Consider the following 14,621-nt stretch of genomic DNA (forward strand, 5'->3'; position numbering starts at 1 on the left):
CAGCACCCTTTGGTACCACCGCCCCGACGGATGATCGTCGGGATCAGCGGGGCATCGGGCGTTGTTTACGGCATACGCCTGCTGGAAACGTTACGCCGGCTTGGCATCGAATCCCACCTCGTAATGAGCAGGTCTGCAGAGGTGACCTGTGCGCACGAGTCGGGGCTGAAGCCCGCCGATATAAAGGCGATAGCCCATACGGTCTATGCCCCTGCCGATATCGGTGCGGCCATCGCGTCCGGCAGCTTCCGCACCATGGGCATGATCGTCGCACCCTGTTCGGTGCGGTCGATGTCGGAGATCGCGACGGGGGTCACCAGCACGCTGCTGACCCGCGCCGCCGACGTGGTGCTGAAGGAGCGACGCCGGCTGGTGCTGATGCTGCGCGAGACGCCGCTGCATCTGGGCCATATCCGCAGCATGGCGGCGGTGACGGAGATGGGGGCCGTGGTCTATCCGCCGGTCCCCGCCTTCTACGCCATGCCGCAGAGCCTGGACGACATGGTCGACCATAGTATCGGCCGGGTGCTGGACCTGTTCGACATCGATACCGGGCTGGTGCGGCGCTGGGGCGAGTGACGGGGCCGCTTTCCTTTCCCCGCCCGCATCCCTACATTGGCGCTGTCGTTCCCCGAAGGCCCGGCCCCGATGTCCGCCCATCACCATCACGACCATTCCCATGACCATGCGGTGCGCCACGACCATGGCGCCTGCGTCAAGGATGCGCTGGGCCGCGCCGATGCGCTGTGCGCCGAACGCGGCGTGCGGTTGACGGCGCAGCGGGCCCGCGTGCTGGAGCTGGTCTGGTCCAGCCACAAGCCGCGCGGCGCCTATGCCATCCTGGAAGACCTGTCGGCCGACGGGAAGCGGGTGGCGCCCCTGACCGTCTATCGCGCGCTGGATTTCCTGCTGGAACAGGGGCTGATCCACCGCATCGAAAGCCAGAACGCCTTTGTCGGCTGCCCCGATCCGGGCACCCTCCATACGGGCCAGTTCCTGGTCTGCTCCTGCTGCGGCAATGCCCAGGAACTGACCGACCCGTCCATCGCCGCGACCATCGCCGAGAGTGCGGCGGCCCAGGGCTTCACCGTTCAGCGCCAGACGGTGGAGGTAACGGGCATCTGCCCCGATTGCCGCGACCATTGACGAGGGGGGCATTGCCGCCCCACATGTTGCCCCATGCATGCCGGGAGACCCGGCCCCACCATTCCACGCCTTAGGAATCCTGCCTTGTCCACGCAACAGACCCCGCCCAGCCCGCCGCCCCGCCTGCCCATCTCCGTCCTGACCGGGTTTCTGGGCAGCGGCAAGACCACGCTGCTGTCGCGCCTGATCCGCGACCCGGCCATGGTGCGCACCGCCGTCGTCATCAATGAATTCGGTGAGGTCGGGCTGGACCATCTGCTGGTCGAGCAGTCGGACGAGAACATGGTGCTGATGGATAGCGGCTGCCTATGCTGCACCATCCGGTCCGACCTGGCCGAGACCCTGCGCGACCTGTACATGAAGCGCATGCGCGGCGACATTCCGGAGTTCGACCGGGTGGTGATCGAGACCACCGGTCTGGCCGATCCCGCACCCATCCTGCACACGCTGATGACCGATCCGCTGATCGCGTCGCGCTTCCGTCTGGACGGGGTGGTCACTACCATCGACAGCGTCCATGGCATGGGCCAGCTGGACGAGCATGAAGAGAGTTTGAAGCAGGCGGCCGTGGCCGACCGCGTGGTGCTCACCAAGACCGACATCGCCGATGGCGCCACGGTGGATGCGCTGCGCCGCCGCCTGCATGACCTGAATCCCGGTGCCACCCATGTGGATGCGCAGAAGGATGAGGGGCTGCCGGTGCTGCTGTTCGATGCCGGCCTGTACAACCCCAACACCAAGTCGCTGGACGTGCAGCGCTGGCTGAAGGCCGAGGCGTATGAGGGTGGGCACGATCATCACCATGATCACGACCATGCCCATTGCGACCATGACCATGGTCATTGCCATCATGATCACGGGCACGAGCATCATGCGCACGACCACGGGCATGACCATCACCACCATGATGACGCCCACGGGCACGATCATGGGCATGATCACGACCACGCCCATTGCGACCATGATCATGGGCACTGCGATCATGACCATGGCCATGATCACGCGCATGGGCATGGCCACCATCACCATGACGTGAACCGCCATAACGACAAGATCTCGTCCTTCGTGATCCGGTCGGACAAGCCGCTGCCCTGGGACGGGCTGGTCACCTTCTTCGAGACGGTGGCCAAGGCGCAGGGCGACAATATCCTGCGCGTGAAGGGCCTGCTGAATGTCGAGGAGGCCGAGCGCCCCATCGTCATCCATGGCGTCCAGCACCTGTTCCACCCGCCGGTCCAGCTGGACGCCTGGCCGACGGCCGACCACAGCACCCGCATCGTGTTCATCGTCAAGGATTTGAAGCGCGAGACGGTGCAGGAGCTGTTCGACAGTGTGGTGGGCGTGAACGCGGCGTAATTTCGTCACCTCTCTTTCCGTCATCCCGGCGAACGCCGGGACGACGGGGTAGGGGATGACGATAGAGACAGGCGTCACCATCCCACATAACCCATCGCCCACAGCCATCCGATGGCCAGGACCAGTGAGGCCAGCGTCATCGGCACACCGCACTTCGCATGCTCGGCAAAGCCCAGGGTGACGCCACTGGCGGCGGCGCGTTCGACGACGATCAGGTTGGCGAGGCTACCCAGCAGCAGCAGATTGCCCGACAGCGTGGACAGCACGGCCAAGGCATAAAGTGCGCCTTCCGACGGGTTGGGCCAGACCTGCATCAGCAGCAGCACGGCCGGCACATTGCCGATACTGTTGCTGGCGGCTAGCGACAGGGGGGCCAGCACCGACAGCCGGTCGATGGGCCAGCCGCTGCTGGCCAGGGCGGTGACCATTTCGCCCGGCAGGCCGGTACGGGCGAGTGCGGCCGTCACCACGAACAGGGCGGCGAACAGCACCAGCAGGTGCCAATCGACAAGCCCCAGCATGCGCCGGCTGGCGAAGCGGCGGCTGACCAGCATGGCGGCGGCCACGGCCAGCACCCCTTCCTCCTGCGGCAGCGGGGTGGCGAAGAAGATCAACAGGGCAGCCGTGGCGAACAGGGCCTTCTTCAGGTGCCAGAGATCCAGGTCGGGCGGGGCGAGCGGCAAAGGCGGAGCGTCAGGGATTTCCAGGCGGCCGCGCCAGACGATGGCGACGGTGGCGAAGACGCACCCCATGCCCAGCAGGGCCGGGACCAGGCAGGCGGCCAGGAAGGGCCAGAATTCCAGCCCGCCCAGCTGCCCGATCAGGATGTTCTGTGGGTTGCCGATGATGGTGGACGCCGATCCGGCGTTGGCAGACCCGGCGAGCGCGATCAGATAGGGCCGCGCATCCAATCCGCGTGCCACCAGCCCGGCACAGAGCAGGGGCGTCATGGCGAAGACCACCACGTCATTGGCCAGCACCGCCGACAAGGCCCCGCCCACCACCACGACCAGACCCAGCAGGGCGGTGGGGCTGTAGGCGGCCTGGGCCAGGCGTACCGCGCACCAGCCATAGAATCCCGCTAGTTCGAACTGTGCCGACAGGATCATCAGGCCCAGCAGGATGAACAGGGTCGGGTAATCGATGGCGCCGGCCAGCGCATCGCCCGGCATGGCACCGGCCAGGGCCAGGATGACGGCGCCCAGCAGGGCGATGCCGGTGCGGTCGATCTGCAATCCGGGGAACCGGCCCACGGCCATGCCCAGATAGACCAGCACGAAGATGGTGAGGATCAGGAGGGTCATGGGGGCGGACCAGCAGGTGGGTATTCTCTGATGGCGTACAACGCGGTTTATGCCGATGCAATAGTTAGGCTTTTGCCAAACTATCCACTTGTCACCACCCTGCCACCCTGATACTTAGGCTTATGCCTAATATTCACGCCCCCCCACCCGATCTCGACCGCATGTTCCTGGCCCTGGCCGATCCGTCGCGCCGCGCAGTGCTGGAGCGGCTGGCGGAGGGGCCGGCCAGTGTCGGGGAGCTGGCCCGGCCGTTCTCCATGGCTCTGCCCAGCCTGATGCAGCATCTGCGGATGCTGGAAGGTTGCGGCCTGATCCGGACGGAGAAGGTGGGGCGGGTGCGGACTTGCCGGTTGGAGCCGCACGCCATGGACGCCGCCAGCGAATGGATCGCCCGGCAGCGCGCCGTATGGGAGGCCCGCTTCGACCGGCTGGATGCCTATTTGCAGATCTTGAAGAATGAGGAGGAACAGAAGCCATGATCCATACCCCGCCGCCCGCCGATCGCAGCATGGTGATCACCCGTACCTTGAACGCCCCGCGCCCGATGGTGTGGAAGGTGCTGACCGATCCACGGCATGTGCCGTTCTTCTGGGGACCGGACGGGTTCTCCACCACCGTGCATGAGATGGATGTGCGGGTGGGGGGCACCTGGCGCTACACGATGCATGGATGGGGCCAGGATTTCGAGAACTGGATCCGCTATCGCACCGTGCAGGCGCCGGCCTTGCTGGAGTACGAGCATGGCGGCGACGATCCCGACCATTGCCTGTTCAATGCCTCCATCCGGCTGGAGGAGGTGGGAACGGACAAGACCCAGGTGACGCTGACCATGATCCTGCAAAGTGCCGAGGATCTGGCCGAAAAGCGCAAGATGGGGGCGGAAGCCGGCGGCAACCAGACCCTGGCCAGGCTGGAGCAGCGGGTGCTGTTCGCCGACCGCGACCTGGGGATCACGCGCATTCTGGACGTGCCGCGCGCCCTGGTGTGGAAGGCCTGGACCAGCCCGGAGCATCTGAAGCAATGGTGGTGCCCGCGCCCTTGGGCGACCAAGGAGGTCCGCATGGACCTGCGGGCCGGCGGGGAATTCTATACGCGCATGGAAGGGCCCGATGGCGGGGTGTCGGACAATCCCGGCATCTATCTGCTGGTGGAGGAGGGCAAGCGGCTGGTCTTCACCAACACCATGGCGCCGGGCTTTCGGCCGGTGGCGCCGGGCTTCCTGGCCTTTACCGCCGACATCACGTTCGAGGACCATCTGGGCGGTACGCGCTATACGGCCCGCGCCATGCACCTGGACGCGGCCGGGGCGAGCAGCCATGCGGAGATGGGCTTCTATGATGGCTGGTCGACGGCGATCGATCAGCTGGTGGAGGCGGCAAAGGGGTGGGGGTGAGGGAAAGCATCCCTGCGTGAGTTTGGGCTGAGAGGGTTTTCCACTCTCTACCGTCACCCCGGCGGAAGCCGGGGTGACGGTGGATATTGCTGGAAACCTCACGGCCCAGACTTTTACGGGCCAGAGTTTTACGGGAACGAACTACCCCTCCCCCTCTTCCTCCGCCGCACCCTGCTGGCGGGAGAAGCGGATGGAGGCGACCTCGTCGAACATCTGGGTTTCGCGGTATTTGCGGGCGGCCTTGGCGGCCTGGTCGCGCTGTTCCTGGACCTGTTCGAACTTTTTCAGCTCGCGAAACGCCTCGGCCACCGCTTCCTCGGCGCGTTCGGCCTCCAGGCGCAGGGTGGCGGCCCGGCGTTCATATTCCTCGCGCTTCATCTCCGCCAGCCGGGCGAAGGCGGGGTAGGAGCGGGCCAGCATCAGGTCGGTGAAGGCCAGTTCACGTTCCGCCACCACCTGGCGCTCGAACGCCTCGCGCTCCTCCAGCAGCTTGGCCAAAGCCTCCTGCAACTGCACCAGCACGCGGCGGCGCTGGTCCACCTCGCGCTGGTTCAGGCGGATGAGCGGCTTCAGGTCCTGCATCAGCCGGCACTACCCAGGATGGCGGCCAGTTCGGCATAGCCCTGGTCAAGCGTGCTGCGCTCCCCCTTGCCCTGGCGCAGGAAGGCCTCGATCGCCGGATTATAGTGGATGGCCTCGTCCACCTGCGGGTCGTTGCCCTTGCGATAGGCGCCCAGGCGGATCATCTCCTCCATGTCCGAATAGGCCGACATCAGGCGCCGCGCCTTGCCGACCAGCGCGTTCTGTTCGGGCGTGTTGCAGCCGGGCATGGTGCGGCTGACCGAGCGTAGGATGTTGATGGCGGGATAGCGCCCGCGCTCCCCGATGCGGCGTTCCATGACGATATGGCCGTCCAGGATACCGCGCACGGCGTCGGCGATGGGTTCCTCCATGTCGCCGCCTTCGACCAGCACGGTGAACAGGCCGCTGATCGTGCCCTTGCCCGTGCCGGGGCCGGCGCGTTCCAAGAGGCGCGGCAGTTCGGCGAAGACGGTGGGGGGATAGCCCTTGGTCGTCGGCGGTTCACCGGCGGACAGGCCGATCTCGCGCTGGGCCATGGCGAATCGGGTGACGCTGTCCATCAGGCACAGCACATCCTGTTCCTGATCGCGGAAGAATTCCGATACGGCGAAGGTCATATAGGCGGCCTGACGACGCATAAGCGGCGGCTCGTCCGACGTGGCGACGATGACCACGGAGCGGGCGATGCCCTCCGGCCCCAGGTCGTGTTCGAGAAATTCCTGCACCTCGCGCCCGCGTTCGCCGATCAGGCCGATGACGCTGATATTGGCCTCGGTATATTTGGCCAGCATCGACATCAGCACCGACTTGCCCACGCCGGAGCCGGCGAAGATGCCCATGCGCTGGCCGCGGCAGCAGGACAGGAAGGTGTTGATGGATTTGACACCCAGATCCATCTTGGCCCCCACCCGCTTGCGGGCATGGGCCGGCGGCGGGCTGGCCTTGATCAGGATCGGGGTCTCCCCCTGAGGCAGGGGGCCCTTGCCGTCGATGGGCTGGCCGAGCGCGTTGATGACGCGGCCCAGCCAGGCTTGCGTCGGGTAGATCGACGCCTGACCCTCCGCCACCTCCGCCCGGCAGCCCAGGCCGATATCGTCCAGCGTGCCGAAGGGCATGAGCAGGGCGCGGCCGGAACGGAAGCCCACAACCTCGCATGGCACCGGCTTGCCGCCGCGGGTGATGACGCGGCAGCGCCCGCCGATGGACAGGCGGCGTTCCACCCCGCCGACCTCCACCATCATGCCCAGCACCGACGTGACGCGGCCGAACACGGCATAGGCGGGCAAGCCGTTGATCTCTTGCAGCAATTGATCATGGTCAAGCATGGAGGGCTCCAAATCCTCGGCATGATTGTGCCGGAACAGACCAACACATACCAATGGACATGCCTATACCCCTAGCATTGCCTATGGTCGGATAGCATATCCGTAGAGGCTCTGTTAACCTATCTGCCTTAGATGGGTTAATGCCCATTGAAAGCCCGAGGAACCTGATCATGCGCGTCCTGCTGGTCGAAGACGATGCCGCCATGCAGAAAAGCATCCAGCTGATGCTGTCCGCCGAAGGCGGCTACATCGTGGATGCCACCAGCCTGGGTGAGGACGGGCTGGAGATCGGCAAGCTCTATGATTACGATATCATCATCCTGGACCTGATGCTGCCCGACATGGACGGGTACGAGGTGCTGCGCCGCCTGCGCGCCTCGCGCGTCAACACGCCGATCCTGATCCTGTCGGGCCTGTCCGACCTGGACAACAAGATCAAGGGCCTGGGCTTCGGCGCCGATGATTATCTGACCAAGCCGTTCGACAAGCGCGAGCTGATCGCGCGGGTCCAGGCCATCATCCGCCGGTCCAAGGGCCATTCGGAAAGCGTCATCCGCACCGGCAAGCTGACCGTCAACCTGGACGCCAAGAGTGCGGCGGTGGAGGGGGCCCCCCTGCATCTGACCGGCAAGGAATATGGCATCCTGGAGCTGCTGTCGCTGCGCAAGGGCACGACCCTGACCAAGGAGATGTTCCTGAACCATCTCTATGGCGGCATGGACGAGCCGGAGCTGAAGATCATCGACGTCTTCGTCTGCAAGCTGCGCAAGAAGCTGACCACCGCCACCGAGGGCGAGAATTATATCGAGACCGTCTGGGGCCGCGGCTATGTGCTGCGCGACCCGACGGAGGGTGCCGTGGCGGCGAAGGCCGCCGGGTGAGGGCTGGCCAGCGCATCCTGCTTCTGGGTGGCGGCCATGCGCGGCCACCCCTGCTGAAACGCCTGTCCGCCCTGTCCGGGCGTGGGCATGCGGTGACCCTGCTGGCGCCGGCCCCGCAAATCTGGGCCGAGGCCGTGCCGGCCGTGCTGTCCGGCCGCATCGATCCCGCCACCGCCCGCCTGGATGCGGGTGATCTGGCCCGCACGGCGGGGGCATCCTTCATCGATGATGATGTGCTGGGCCTGGATCTGAAGGCCGGGCTGGTGCATCGCCATGAGGGCGAGCCGGTGGGGTTCGACATCCTGTCCTTGGCACCCGATGCCGGCACGCGGCCGCTGCCGGGCACGGCGGGGCATGCAAGGTGCTTCGCCACGCGGCCCCTGTCGCGGCTGCTGGAGCTGCGCGCGGCGCTGGAGGCGCGGTTCGAGCAGCATCCGGGCCGGGTGGTGGCGCTGACCATCGCCGGGGGCGGGGTGGAGGCGGTGGGACTGGCCATTGCCATCATCGCGCTGGCGGCCCGGCTGGGCGGGCATGTGTCCATCACCATCCTGGCGCGCCGCCGGCTGCTGACCGGGCTGCCGGAACGGGCAGGCGTGCGGTTGCTGGAGAATTTGGCGGCCCATGGCGCGATCCTGCAGGAAATGGCGTCGGTGAAGGCGGTGGAGGGCAACGAGGCGGTGCTGGACGGCGGCGACCGCGTGGCCTTCGACCTGTTCCTGAATGCCACGGGGCCGGCGGGGCCGGCCTGGCTGCGCACCAGCTTGCTGGATGTCGATGGCGACGGCTGCCTGCGCACGGATGAGAAACTGCGGGTGGCCGGGCTGGACCATGTGCTGGCGGTGGGGCAGGCGGTGCGGCCGGCCGGGGGGCGGCATGCGGGCTGGGGGGTGCTGGGCTACAACCTGTCGGCCCTGGTCACCGATCTGGTGCCGCGCAAGGCGCCCCGGCATCGCCCGCCTTTGTTCGTGGATTTGGATAATGGCGAGGCGCTGGCCAGCTGGGCCGGGCGCTGGACATTGGGCCGCACGGCGCTGTGGGCGCTGCGCTGGGCCGAGGGGCGGTGGTTGCTGTGAAGCGTCAGGTCGAGGCAAATGCCGAGCCCTGACAATATTGCTGGAAAGCCTGTTCTGTCAGGGCTCGGGCTTCGCCCTCGACCTGACCTACGGAATCGCAAGAACCGGGTCGCGGGGCGGGGAAGGGGATGGCACGGTCGGGCCATCGATATCCCCTCCACGGAGTTTCCCCATGGCCTACCGCGTCACCGGCCTGCAATCCGCCCCTTTCGCCCATCTGTTCGGCCTGGATGATCAGGCGCTGGCCGACAAGGGTGTCCGCCGCATGGTGGCACCGGGGGACGGGCTTTATCCCTGCCGTGTCACCCTGGCGGATGTGCCGGCGGGGACGCCCGTGCTGCTGCTGTCATACCAGCACCAGCCGGCCAACGGGCCCTATCGCGCCGAGGGGCCGATCTTTGTGACGGAGGGGCCGGCGGAGACCGTGGTGGCGACCGATGCGGTGCCGGGGATGATGGAAAAGCGCATCCTGTCGGTCCGGGCCTATGACGCGGACGACATGATCGTCGATGCCGATGTGGTGGAGGGCAAGGAGGCCGACGCCCTGTTCCGCCGGTACCTGGAGGTGCCGGAAGTGGCCTATCTGCATGTGCATCTGGCGCGGCGCGGGTGCTATGCGGGGCGGGTGGATCGGGGGTGAGGGGTCTTACCCTTCTGCCGTCATCCCGGCGAACGCCGGGACCCAGGGGCGGCGTGCCCGACCTTTCGGCAGCGTTGATCGACGCGGCGTAGAGGTTTGATCCTGTGGCCCCTGGGTCCCGGCGTTCGCCGGGATGACGTGGAGAGGGGGAAGGGTATCCCTCACCCCACCTTGCGTTCCGCCGCCGCCGCCTCGATCGTGCGTTCGACGGGCAGGCGGATGGAGACGTTGGTGCCTTTGCCGGGGGCGGTCTGGATGACCAGGGTGCCGTCATGCAGGCGCACCAGGGCATTGACCAGCGACAGACCCAGACCCGACCCGCCATGGCCCTTGGCCAGACCGCCTTCCAGCTGGGTGAAGGGTTCCAGGGCCCGGGATACCAGGTTCTGCTCCATGCCGATGCCGGTATCGGCCACGGTCAGGCACAGGCGGCGGTCGGGTTCCAATGTGGCCGCCATGCGGATCTTGCCGCCGGCGGGCGTGAATTTCACGGCATTGCCGACCAGATTGATCAGGATCTGACGGATGGCGCGTTCATCGCCCATCAGGGCCGGCAGGCTGGGGTCGACCTCCAAGGTCAGGCCCAGGCTGTTGCTTTCAGCCAGCGCCAGCATCAGCCGGTGAACGCCGCGCATGACGCGGGGCAGGTCCAGCGGCTGTTCGTTCAGCTGGAACTTTCCGGCTTCCAGCCTTGAGAAATCCAGCACGTCATTGACCAGGGCCAGCAGATGCTTGCCGCCATCATGGATGTCACGGGCATGTTCGACATAATGCTGGTCGATATCGCCATAGGCCTGGTCGGCGATCAGCTGGGAGAAGCCGATGACGGCGTTCAAGGGTGTGCGCAGCTCATGGCTCATGGTCGCCAGGAACTGCGACTTGGCGAGGTTGGAATTGTCGGCCTCCACCTTGGCCTTGCCCAACTCCTCCAGCAGCAGGGAATGGCGCTGGATCTCCGCCGTCACCCGGTCGATGACGCGGTTGTACTGGGCGGCGATCAGTTCCACATCCGACTGCGGCTCCACATGCACGGGGCGGTCGAAATTACCCTCCTGCCGGTGGCGCTCCATCTCGGCGGCCAGATCCAGCATGGGCGAGGTGGCGCCATGTTCGGCGACGTTCAGGCCCAGCCGTTCCGCCTCCACATCGATGCGCAGGGGGAAGAAGCGGTTGATGATGCGCAGCACGATATAGCCGCTACCGAAGGTGAAGGCACCGCAGGCGACCACGCCCAGCGCCTGCACCCCCAGCTGTTCCCAGCGGCCCAGGCCGGTGCCGAACAGGCTGACATCGCCGAACAGGGCCACCGACAGGGTGCCCCAGACGCCGGCGAACAGGTGGACGGGCACGGCGCCCACGGCATCGTCGATCTTCAGCCGGTCCATCAGGGCGCCGCCGGCAATGACGATGATGCCGGCGATGGCGCCGATCAGGGCGGCCGATGCGGTGCCCACGACCAGGGCGCCGGCGGTGATGCCGACCAGACCGCCCAGGATGCCGTTGAGGAAATGTTCCACCCGCGGCTTGGGTTCCAGCAGCACCGACAGGAAATGCCCGGCCAGACCGCCGGCGCAGCCCGCCACCACCGTGTTCAGCAGCACGCCCGGCGCCTTGTCCAGGTCGCCCAGCACCGACCCGCCATTGAAGCCCAGCCAGCCGAACCACAGGACCAGCACGCCCGACGCGGCCATGGTCAGGTTGTTGCTGCCCAATGCCCGCACGCCAGGATCAAAGCGGCCGGTACGCGGCCCGATGACCAGCACGGCGGCCAGTGACAGCCAGCCGCCCACCGAATGCACCACCGTGGAGCCGGCGAAATCGATGAAACCCATGGATGAGAGCCAGCCCTGGCTTTGCGGCCCGGCCATGCCGCCCCAGGCCCAATGGCCGAAGACGGGATAGATCAGCGCCGACAGCACGGCGGAGACGATGATGTAGCTGCCATAGCCCATGCGCTCGGCCACGGCACCCGAGACGATGGTGGTGGCGGTGCCACAGAACATGATCTGGAACAGGATGAAGACCAGCGGGGTGGAGGCATCCAGATGGTCGGGCATGAAGCCGTCGGTGCCGATCAGGCCCAGCCAGGACGGCCCGAACATGATGGCATAGCCGAACAGCCAGAACAGGAATCCGGCGATGCAGAAATCCATCACGTTCTTGATGGCGACATTGATGGAATTCTTGGCCCGGACGAACCCGACCTCCAGCAGGCAGAATCCCAACTGCATGGCGAAGACCAGGGCCGTCGCCACCAGAACCCACACATGAATGACCGGATCACTCGTCATCCAAATCCCCGCCGGCGCCTATCCCTGCCCTGTAAGGGGGTGGCGTCGGAAATATTGGAAATGATTATTGTTTCGAACCGCTAACATCCATGCCAACACGGATCATGCTGCATTGCAATCGAACTTTCATACCAATTATGCGGGTGCGCATGTGTGCAGATGCATGCCGGGGCTGGGATATGCGGCCGGCGTCGCCCATGTTATGGGGATATGATTCCCGCCAACCCATGGATTCGAAACGATGAAGTACCTGCATACGATGGTCCGTGTGGCCGACCTGGAACAGTCGCTGGATTTCTATCGCGACAAGCTGGGCCTGAAGGAAACCCGCCGCAGCGAGCATCCGGCCGGCCGTTTCACCCTGGTCTATCTGGGGGCCGCCGAGAACCCCGAGGCCGAATTGGAACTGACCTATAACTGGGACCCGGAGGTCTATACGGGCGGGCGCAATTTCGGGCATCTGGCGTTCGAGGTGGAGGATATCTACGCCACCTGCCAGTCGCTGCTGGACAAGGGCGTCACCATCAACCGCCCGCCGCGCGATGGCCGCATGGCCTTCATCCGCTCCCCGGACAATATCTCGATCGAGCTGTTGCAGAAGGGCGGGGCGCTGGCGCCGGCGGAGCCGTGGACCAGCATGGCGAATGTTGGCGTGTGGTGATTTTGGGGGGCGGGGGCGGTTGTCGTTGCCGCTTCTCCCCTGTCATCCCGGCTTTCGCCCATAGGCGCTAACTTAGGCAATTGAGCAGACCAATTCCGCTCTCACTACCGTCACCCCAGCGGAGGCCGGGGCCCAAGTGACAAGCGCTTCGCTCTACGAAGTGGGCCCCGGCCTCCGCCGGGGTGACGGTAGAAGGGGCTTCTACCGCAGTGCAAATCCCTTAACTTAGCGCCCATGGGCGAAAGCCGGGACCCAGGGGCCAAATGCCCGACCTCTCGGCAGCGTTGGGCAAGGCGGCGTAGAGGGTTGTTCCTGTGGCTCCTGGGTCCCGGCGTGCGCCGGGATGACGGGGGAGGGGGGATCACACCGCCATATTGTCCAGCAGCCGCACAGCCCCCAGCCGGGCGGTGCAGATCAGGCGGCCGGGGGCGGGGGTGGGCAGCGGTTCCAGGGTGGCGGCATCGACCAGGGCCAGGTAATCCACCGCCGTGAAGTCGGCGGCCAGCAGGGCGGCGGTGCCGTCGGCCAGGATGGTTTCGACGCTCCCGCCGGCGTGCAGCCGGTCGATGGTGGTGCGCATCACCCGGTTCAGCTGTCCCGCCACCTGCCGCTGTTCGGCGGACAGGTAGGCGTTGCGGGAGGAGAGCGCCAGGCCATCGGCCTCGCGCACCGTCGGCACGCCTTCGATGGCGACGGGAATGTCCAGATCGCGCACCAGTTGACGGATGGTGCAAAGCTGCTGGTAATCCTTTTCCCCGAAACAGGCGGTATCGGCGCCGGCCTGCAGCAGCAGCTTGGTCACCACGGTGGCCACGCCCTGGAAATGGCCGGGGCGAAAGGCGCCTTCCCAGCGGGTGGTGACGGGGCCGACATCGATGCTGGTGCTGAAGCCCGCCGGATACATCACATCCACGGTCGGCGCGAACAACAGGTCGCAGCCGGCGCCGGCCAGCTTGGCGGCGTCGCCGGCCTCATCCCGCGGATATCGCGCGAAATCCTCGTTCGGGCCGAACTGGGTGGGGTTCACGAACACGGTCGCGATCACCCGGTCGGCCAGTTCCCGGCCCCGGCGCACCAGGGTCAGATGCCCGTCATGCAGGGCGCCCATGGTGGGGACCAAAGCCGCCTTCAGGCCCTGGGCCCGCCAGGAGGACACCTGTGCGCGCAGATCGGCGACGGTGCGGACGATGGGCAGGGTCATGGATCGTTTCCCGGCAGATGGGCGACAAGCGGTTACGGAGGTAGGCATTCAGCCGCCCCGCCGCAAGCGTTATTCCGCCATGTGGGACCTGATCTTGCGCAGGACCCAGCCCAGGATGGGCAGCTTTTCATAGAATTGCCGGCCGGAATCCCAATGGTCGACATGGCTGGTCACCTGTCCGGCCAGATCGAAGCGCACCTCCGACATGCCCTCGATCGTGCTGGGGCGCGGCTGGCCCTTGCGGCGATAGACGAAGCCCCAGCGCAGATAGGCGGTCTGTTCGGACACGGCATGGTCGCGGACGATGAAGCGCGGCTGTTCCAGCAGATCGAACAAGCCGGTGAACACCGATTTCATGCGGTCGCGGGACCGGAACTCGTTGAACGGGTTCTTGAAATGCACGTCCGGTACGGCCAGCCGGTCCAGCCGCGCCAATGTTTCCGGGCGCAGTTCCTGGAAGAAGCGGATATAGGCCGCCAGCGCCTGATCGACCGGGACCTGTCCATTCACCGACATGCGCGCCTTGATCCCGTCCGTTTCCCGTCCACACCGTTCCCGGCGCTTGTCGGCACGGTTCCACGGAATGCCATGGATACAGTGCAACCGGAAATCAGCGCAACAGCAGAAGCGGCGAAGTATCGCGACGCGGGAACTTAACGGGACGGGCGTGGCTTTTCGGTCGTGGGAACCTTCGCCGTGTCCGCCCTGTTTTCCACCCGGAAGGCCACCCAACAGGAGTGGCCCCGCGTGGCACAATCAACGGAGAGA

15 protein-coding genes are annotated in these 14,621 nt (G+C 66.1%); 9 read left to right on the forward strand and 6 right to left on the reverse strand.

Features of this window, described 5'->3' with window-relative positions:
- Positions 1-30: 30 nt before the first annotated feature.
- The 3 genes from ACM9HJ_RS18285 (at position 31) to ACM9HJ_RS18295 (ending at position 2,502) form a co-directional block, all read left to right on the forward strand.
- Complete coding sequence (locus tag ACM9HJ_RS18285; protein WP_416573197.1) at positions 31-579, forward strand: UbiX family flavin prenyltransferase; 549 nt, start codon at positions 31-33, stop codon at positions 577-579.
- Between the two features lie 69 nt (positions 580-648).
- On the forward strand, positions 649-1,146 hold the full coding sequence (locus ACM9HJ_RS18290) for a Fur family transcriptional regulator (RefSeq protein ID WP_416573198.1): 498 nt from the start codon (positions 649-651) through the stop codon (positions 1,144-1,146).
- 84 nt (positions 1,147-1,230) lie between these two features.
- Positions 1,231-2,502 carry a CobW family GTP-binding protein gene (locus ACM9HJ_RS18295; RefSeq protein WP_416573199.1) on the forward strand — a complete coding sequence of 424 codons (1,272 nt, stop codon included), beginning with the start codon at positions 1,231-1,233 and terminating at the stop codon, positions 2,500-2,502.
- Positions 2,503-2,576: 74 nt separating this feature from the next.
- On the opposite strand, the gene ACM9HJ_RS18300 is transcribed toward ACM9HJ_RS18295, so the two are convergent.
- The gene (locus ACM9HJ_RS18300) at positions 2,577-3,806 is read right to left on the reverse strand and encodes an SLC13 family permease (protein WP_416573200.1); all 1,230 of its coding nucleotides are present in this window, start codon (positions 3,804-3,806) and stop codon (positions 2,577-2,579) included.
- A gap of 122 nt (positions 3,807-3,928) precedes the next feature.
- Here ACM9HJ_RS18300 and ACM9HJ_RS18305 point away from each other — a divergent pair, with 122 nt between their 5' ends.
- Both ACM9HJ_RS18305 and ACM9HJ_RS18310 read left to right on the forward strand, forming a co-directional pair.
- Positions 3,929-4,285, forward strand: coding sequence for an ArsR/SmtB family transcription factor (locus ACM9HJ_RS18305; RefSeq protein WP_416573201.1), 357 nt, complete (start codon positions 3,929-3,931; stop codon positions 4,283-4,285).
- Complete coding sequence (locus tag ACM9HJ_RS18310) at positions 4,282-5,199, forward strand: SRPBCC domain-containing protein (RefSeq protein ID WP_416573202.1); 918 nt, start codon at positions 4,282-4,284, stop codon at positions 5,197-5,199. Before ACM9HJ_RS18305 ends, ACM9HJ_RS18310 begins: the two co-directional genes overlap by 4 nt.
- Positions 5,200-5,340: 141 nt before the next feature.
- On the opposite strand, the gene ACM9HJ_RS18315 is transcribed toward ACM9HJ_RS18310, so the two are convergent.
- Both ACM9HJ_RS18315 and fliI read right to left on the reverse strand, forming a co-directional pair.
- On the reverse strand, positions 5,341-5,781 hold the full coding sequence (locus ACM9HJ_RS18315) for a hypothetical protein (RefSeq protein ID WP_416573203.1): 441 nt from the start codon (positions 5,779-5,781) through the stop codon (positions 5,341-5,343).
- Positions 5,781-7,106 (reverse strand): flagellar protein export ATPase FliI, encoded by a 1,326-nt coding sequence (gene fliI / locus ACM9HJ_RS18320; RefSeq protein WP_416573204.1) that lies wholly within the window; start codon positions 7,104-7,106, stop codon positions 5,781-5,783. Before fliI ends, ACM9HJ_RS18315 begins: the two co-directional genes overlap by 1 nt.
- A 170-nt stretch (positions 7,107-7,276) precedes the next feature.
- On the opposite strand from fliI, the gene ctrA reads away from it, so the two are divergent.
- The 3 genes from ctrA to ACM9HJ_RS18335 all read left to right on the forward strand — a co-directional run bounded on the left by ctrA (position 7,277) and on the right by ACM9HJ_RS18335 (position 9,700).
- Entirely contained in the window at positions 7,277-7,987 is a 711-nt protein-coding gene (gene ctrA, locus ACM9HJ_RS18325; RefSeq protein WP_416573205.1) for a response regulator transcription factor CtrA, read from the forward strand.
- Positions 7,984-9,060, forward strand: coding sequence for an NAD(P)/FAD-dependent oxidoreductase (locus tag ACM9HJ_RS18330; protein ID WP_416573206.1), 1,077 nt, complete (start codon positions 7,984-7,986; stop codon positions 9,058-9,060). Before ctrA ends, ACM9HJ_RS18330 begins: the two co-directional genes overlap by 4 nt.
- A gap of 172 nt (positions 9,061-9,232) precedes the next feature.
- A complete protein-coding gene (locus tag ACM9HJ_RS18335) occupies positions 9,233-9,700 on the forward strand; it encodes a DUF1203 domain-containing protein (protein WP_416573207.1) in 468 nt (155 codons plus the stop codon).
- Positions 9,701-9,861: 161 nt separating this feature from the next.
- On the opposite strand, the gene amt is transcribed toward ACM9HJ_RS18335, so the two are convergent.
- Positions 9,862-11,991: an ammonium transporter gene (gene amt, locus ACM9HJ_RS18340; protein ID WP_416573208.1), complete on the reverse strand. Its 2,130-nt coding sequence runs from the start codon at positions 11,989-11,991 to the stop codon at positions 9,862-9,864.
- Between the two features lie 241 nt (positions 11,992-12,232).
- On the opposite strand from amt, the gene ACM9HJ_RS18345 reads away from it, so the two are divergent.
- Positions 12,233-12,652 carry a VOC family protein gene (locus ACM9HJ_RS18345; RefSeq protein WP_416573209.1) on the forward strand — a complete coding sequence of 140 codons (420 nt, stop codon included), beginning with the start codon at positions 12,233-12,235 and terminating at the stop codon, positions 12,650-12,652.
- 361 nt (positions 12,653-13,013) lie between these two features.
- Here the strand turns inward: ACM9HJ_RS18345 and panC are convergent, their stop codons facing one another.
- Both panC and ACM9HJ_RS18355 read right to left on the reverse strand, forming a co-directional pair.
- Entirely contained in the window at positions 13,014-13,853 is an 840-nt protein-coding gene (gene panC, locus ACM9HJ_RS18350) for a pantoate--beta-alanine ligase (protein WP_416573210.1), read from the reverse strand.
- Positions 13,854-13,922: 69 nt separating this feature from the next.
- The gene (locus tag ACM9HJ_RS18355; RefSeq protein ID WP_416573211.1) at positions 13,923-14,369 is read right to left on the reverse strand and encodes a nuclear transport factor 2 family protein; all 447 of its coding nucleotides are present in this window, start codon (positions 14,367-14,369) and stop codon (positions 13,923-13,925) included.
- Positions 14,370-14,621 lie beyond the last annotated feature (252 nt).

This window comes from Niveispirillum sp. KHB5.9 (assembly GCF_048066115.1).
Classification (GTDB): Bacteria; Pseudomonadota; Alphaproteobacteria; order Azospirillales; family Azospirillaceae; genus Niveispirillum.

Coding starts and splice junctions, on each gene's coding strand:
- ACM9HJ_RS18285 (WP_416573197.1), top strand. CDS start 31: ATGATCGTCGGGATCAGCGGGGCATCGGGCGTTGTTTACGGCATACGC.
- ACM9HJ_RS18290 (WP_416573198.1), top strand. CDS start 649: ATGTCCGCCCATCACCATCACGACCATTCCCATGACCATGCGGTGCGC.
- ACM9HJ_RS18300 (WP_416573200.1), bottom strand. CDS start 3,806: ATGACCCTCCTGATCCTCACCATCTTCGTGCTGGTCTATCTGGGCATG.
- ACM9HJ_RS18305 (WP_416573201.1), top strand. CDS start 3,929: ATGCCTAATATTCACGCCCCCCCACCCGATCTCGACCGCATGTTCCTG.
- ACM9HJ_RS18310 (WP_416573202.1), top strand. CDS start 4,282: ATGATCCATACCCCGCCGCCCGCCGATCGCAGCATGGTGATCACCCGT.
- ACM9HJ_RS18315 (WP_416573203.1), bottom strand. CDS start 5,781: ATGCAGGACCTGAAGCCGCTCATCCGCCTGAACCAGCGCGAGGTGGAC.
- fliI (WP_416573204.1), bottom strand. CDS start 7,106: ATGCTTGACCATGATCAATTGCTGCAAGAGATCAACGGCTTGCCCGCC.
- ctrA (WP_416573205.1), top strand. CDS start 7,277: ATGCGCGTCCTGCTGGTCGAAGACGATGCCGCCATGCAGAAAAGCATC.
- ACM9HJ_RS18335 (WP_416573207.1), top strand. CDS start 9,233: ATGGCCTACCGCGTCACCGGCCTGCAATCCGCCCCTTTCGCCCATCTG.
- amt (WP_416573208.1), bottom strand. CDS start 11,991: ATGACGAGTGATCCGGTCATTCATGTGTGGGTTCTGGTGGCGACGGCC.
- ACM9HJ_RS18345 (WP_416573209.1), top strand. CDS start 12,233: ATGAAGTACCTGCATACGATGGTCCGTGTGGCCGACCTGGAACAGTCG.
- panC (WP_416573210.1), bottom strand. CDS start 13,853: ATGACCCTGCCCATCGTCCGCACCGTCGCCGATCTGCGCGCACAGGTG.
- ACM9HJ_RS18355 (WP_416573211.1), bottom strand. CDS start 14,369: ATGTCGGTGAATGGACAGGTCCCGGTCGATCAGGCGCTGGCGGCCTAT.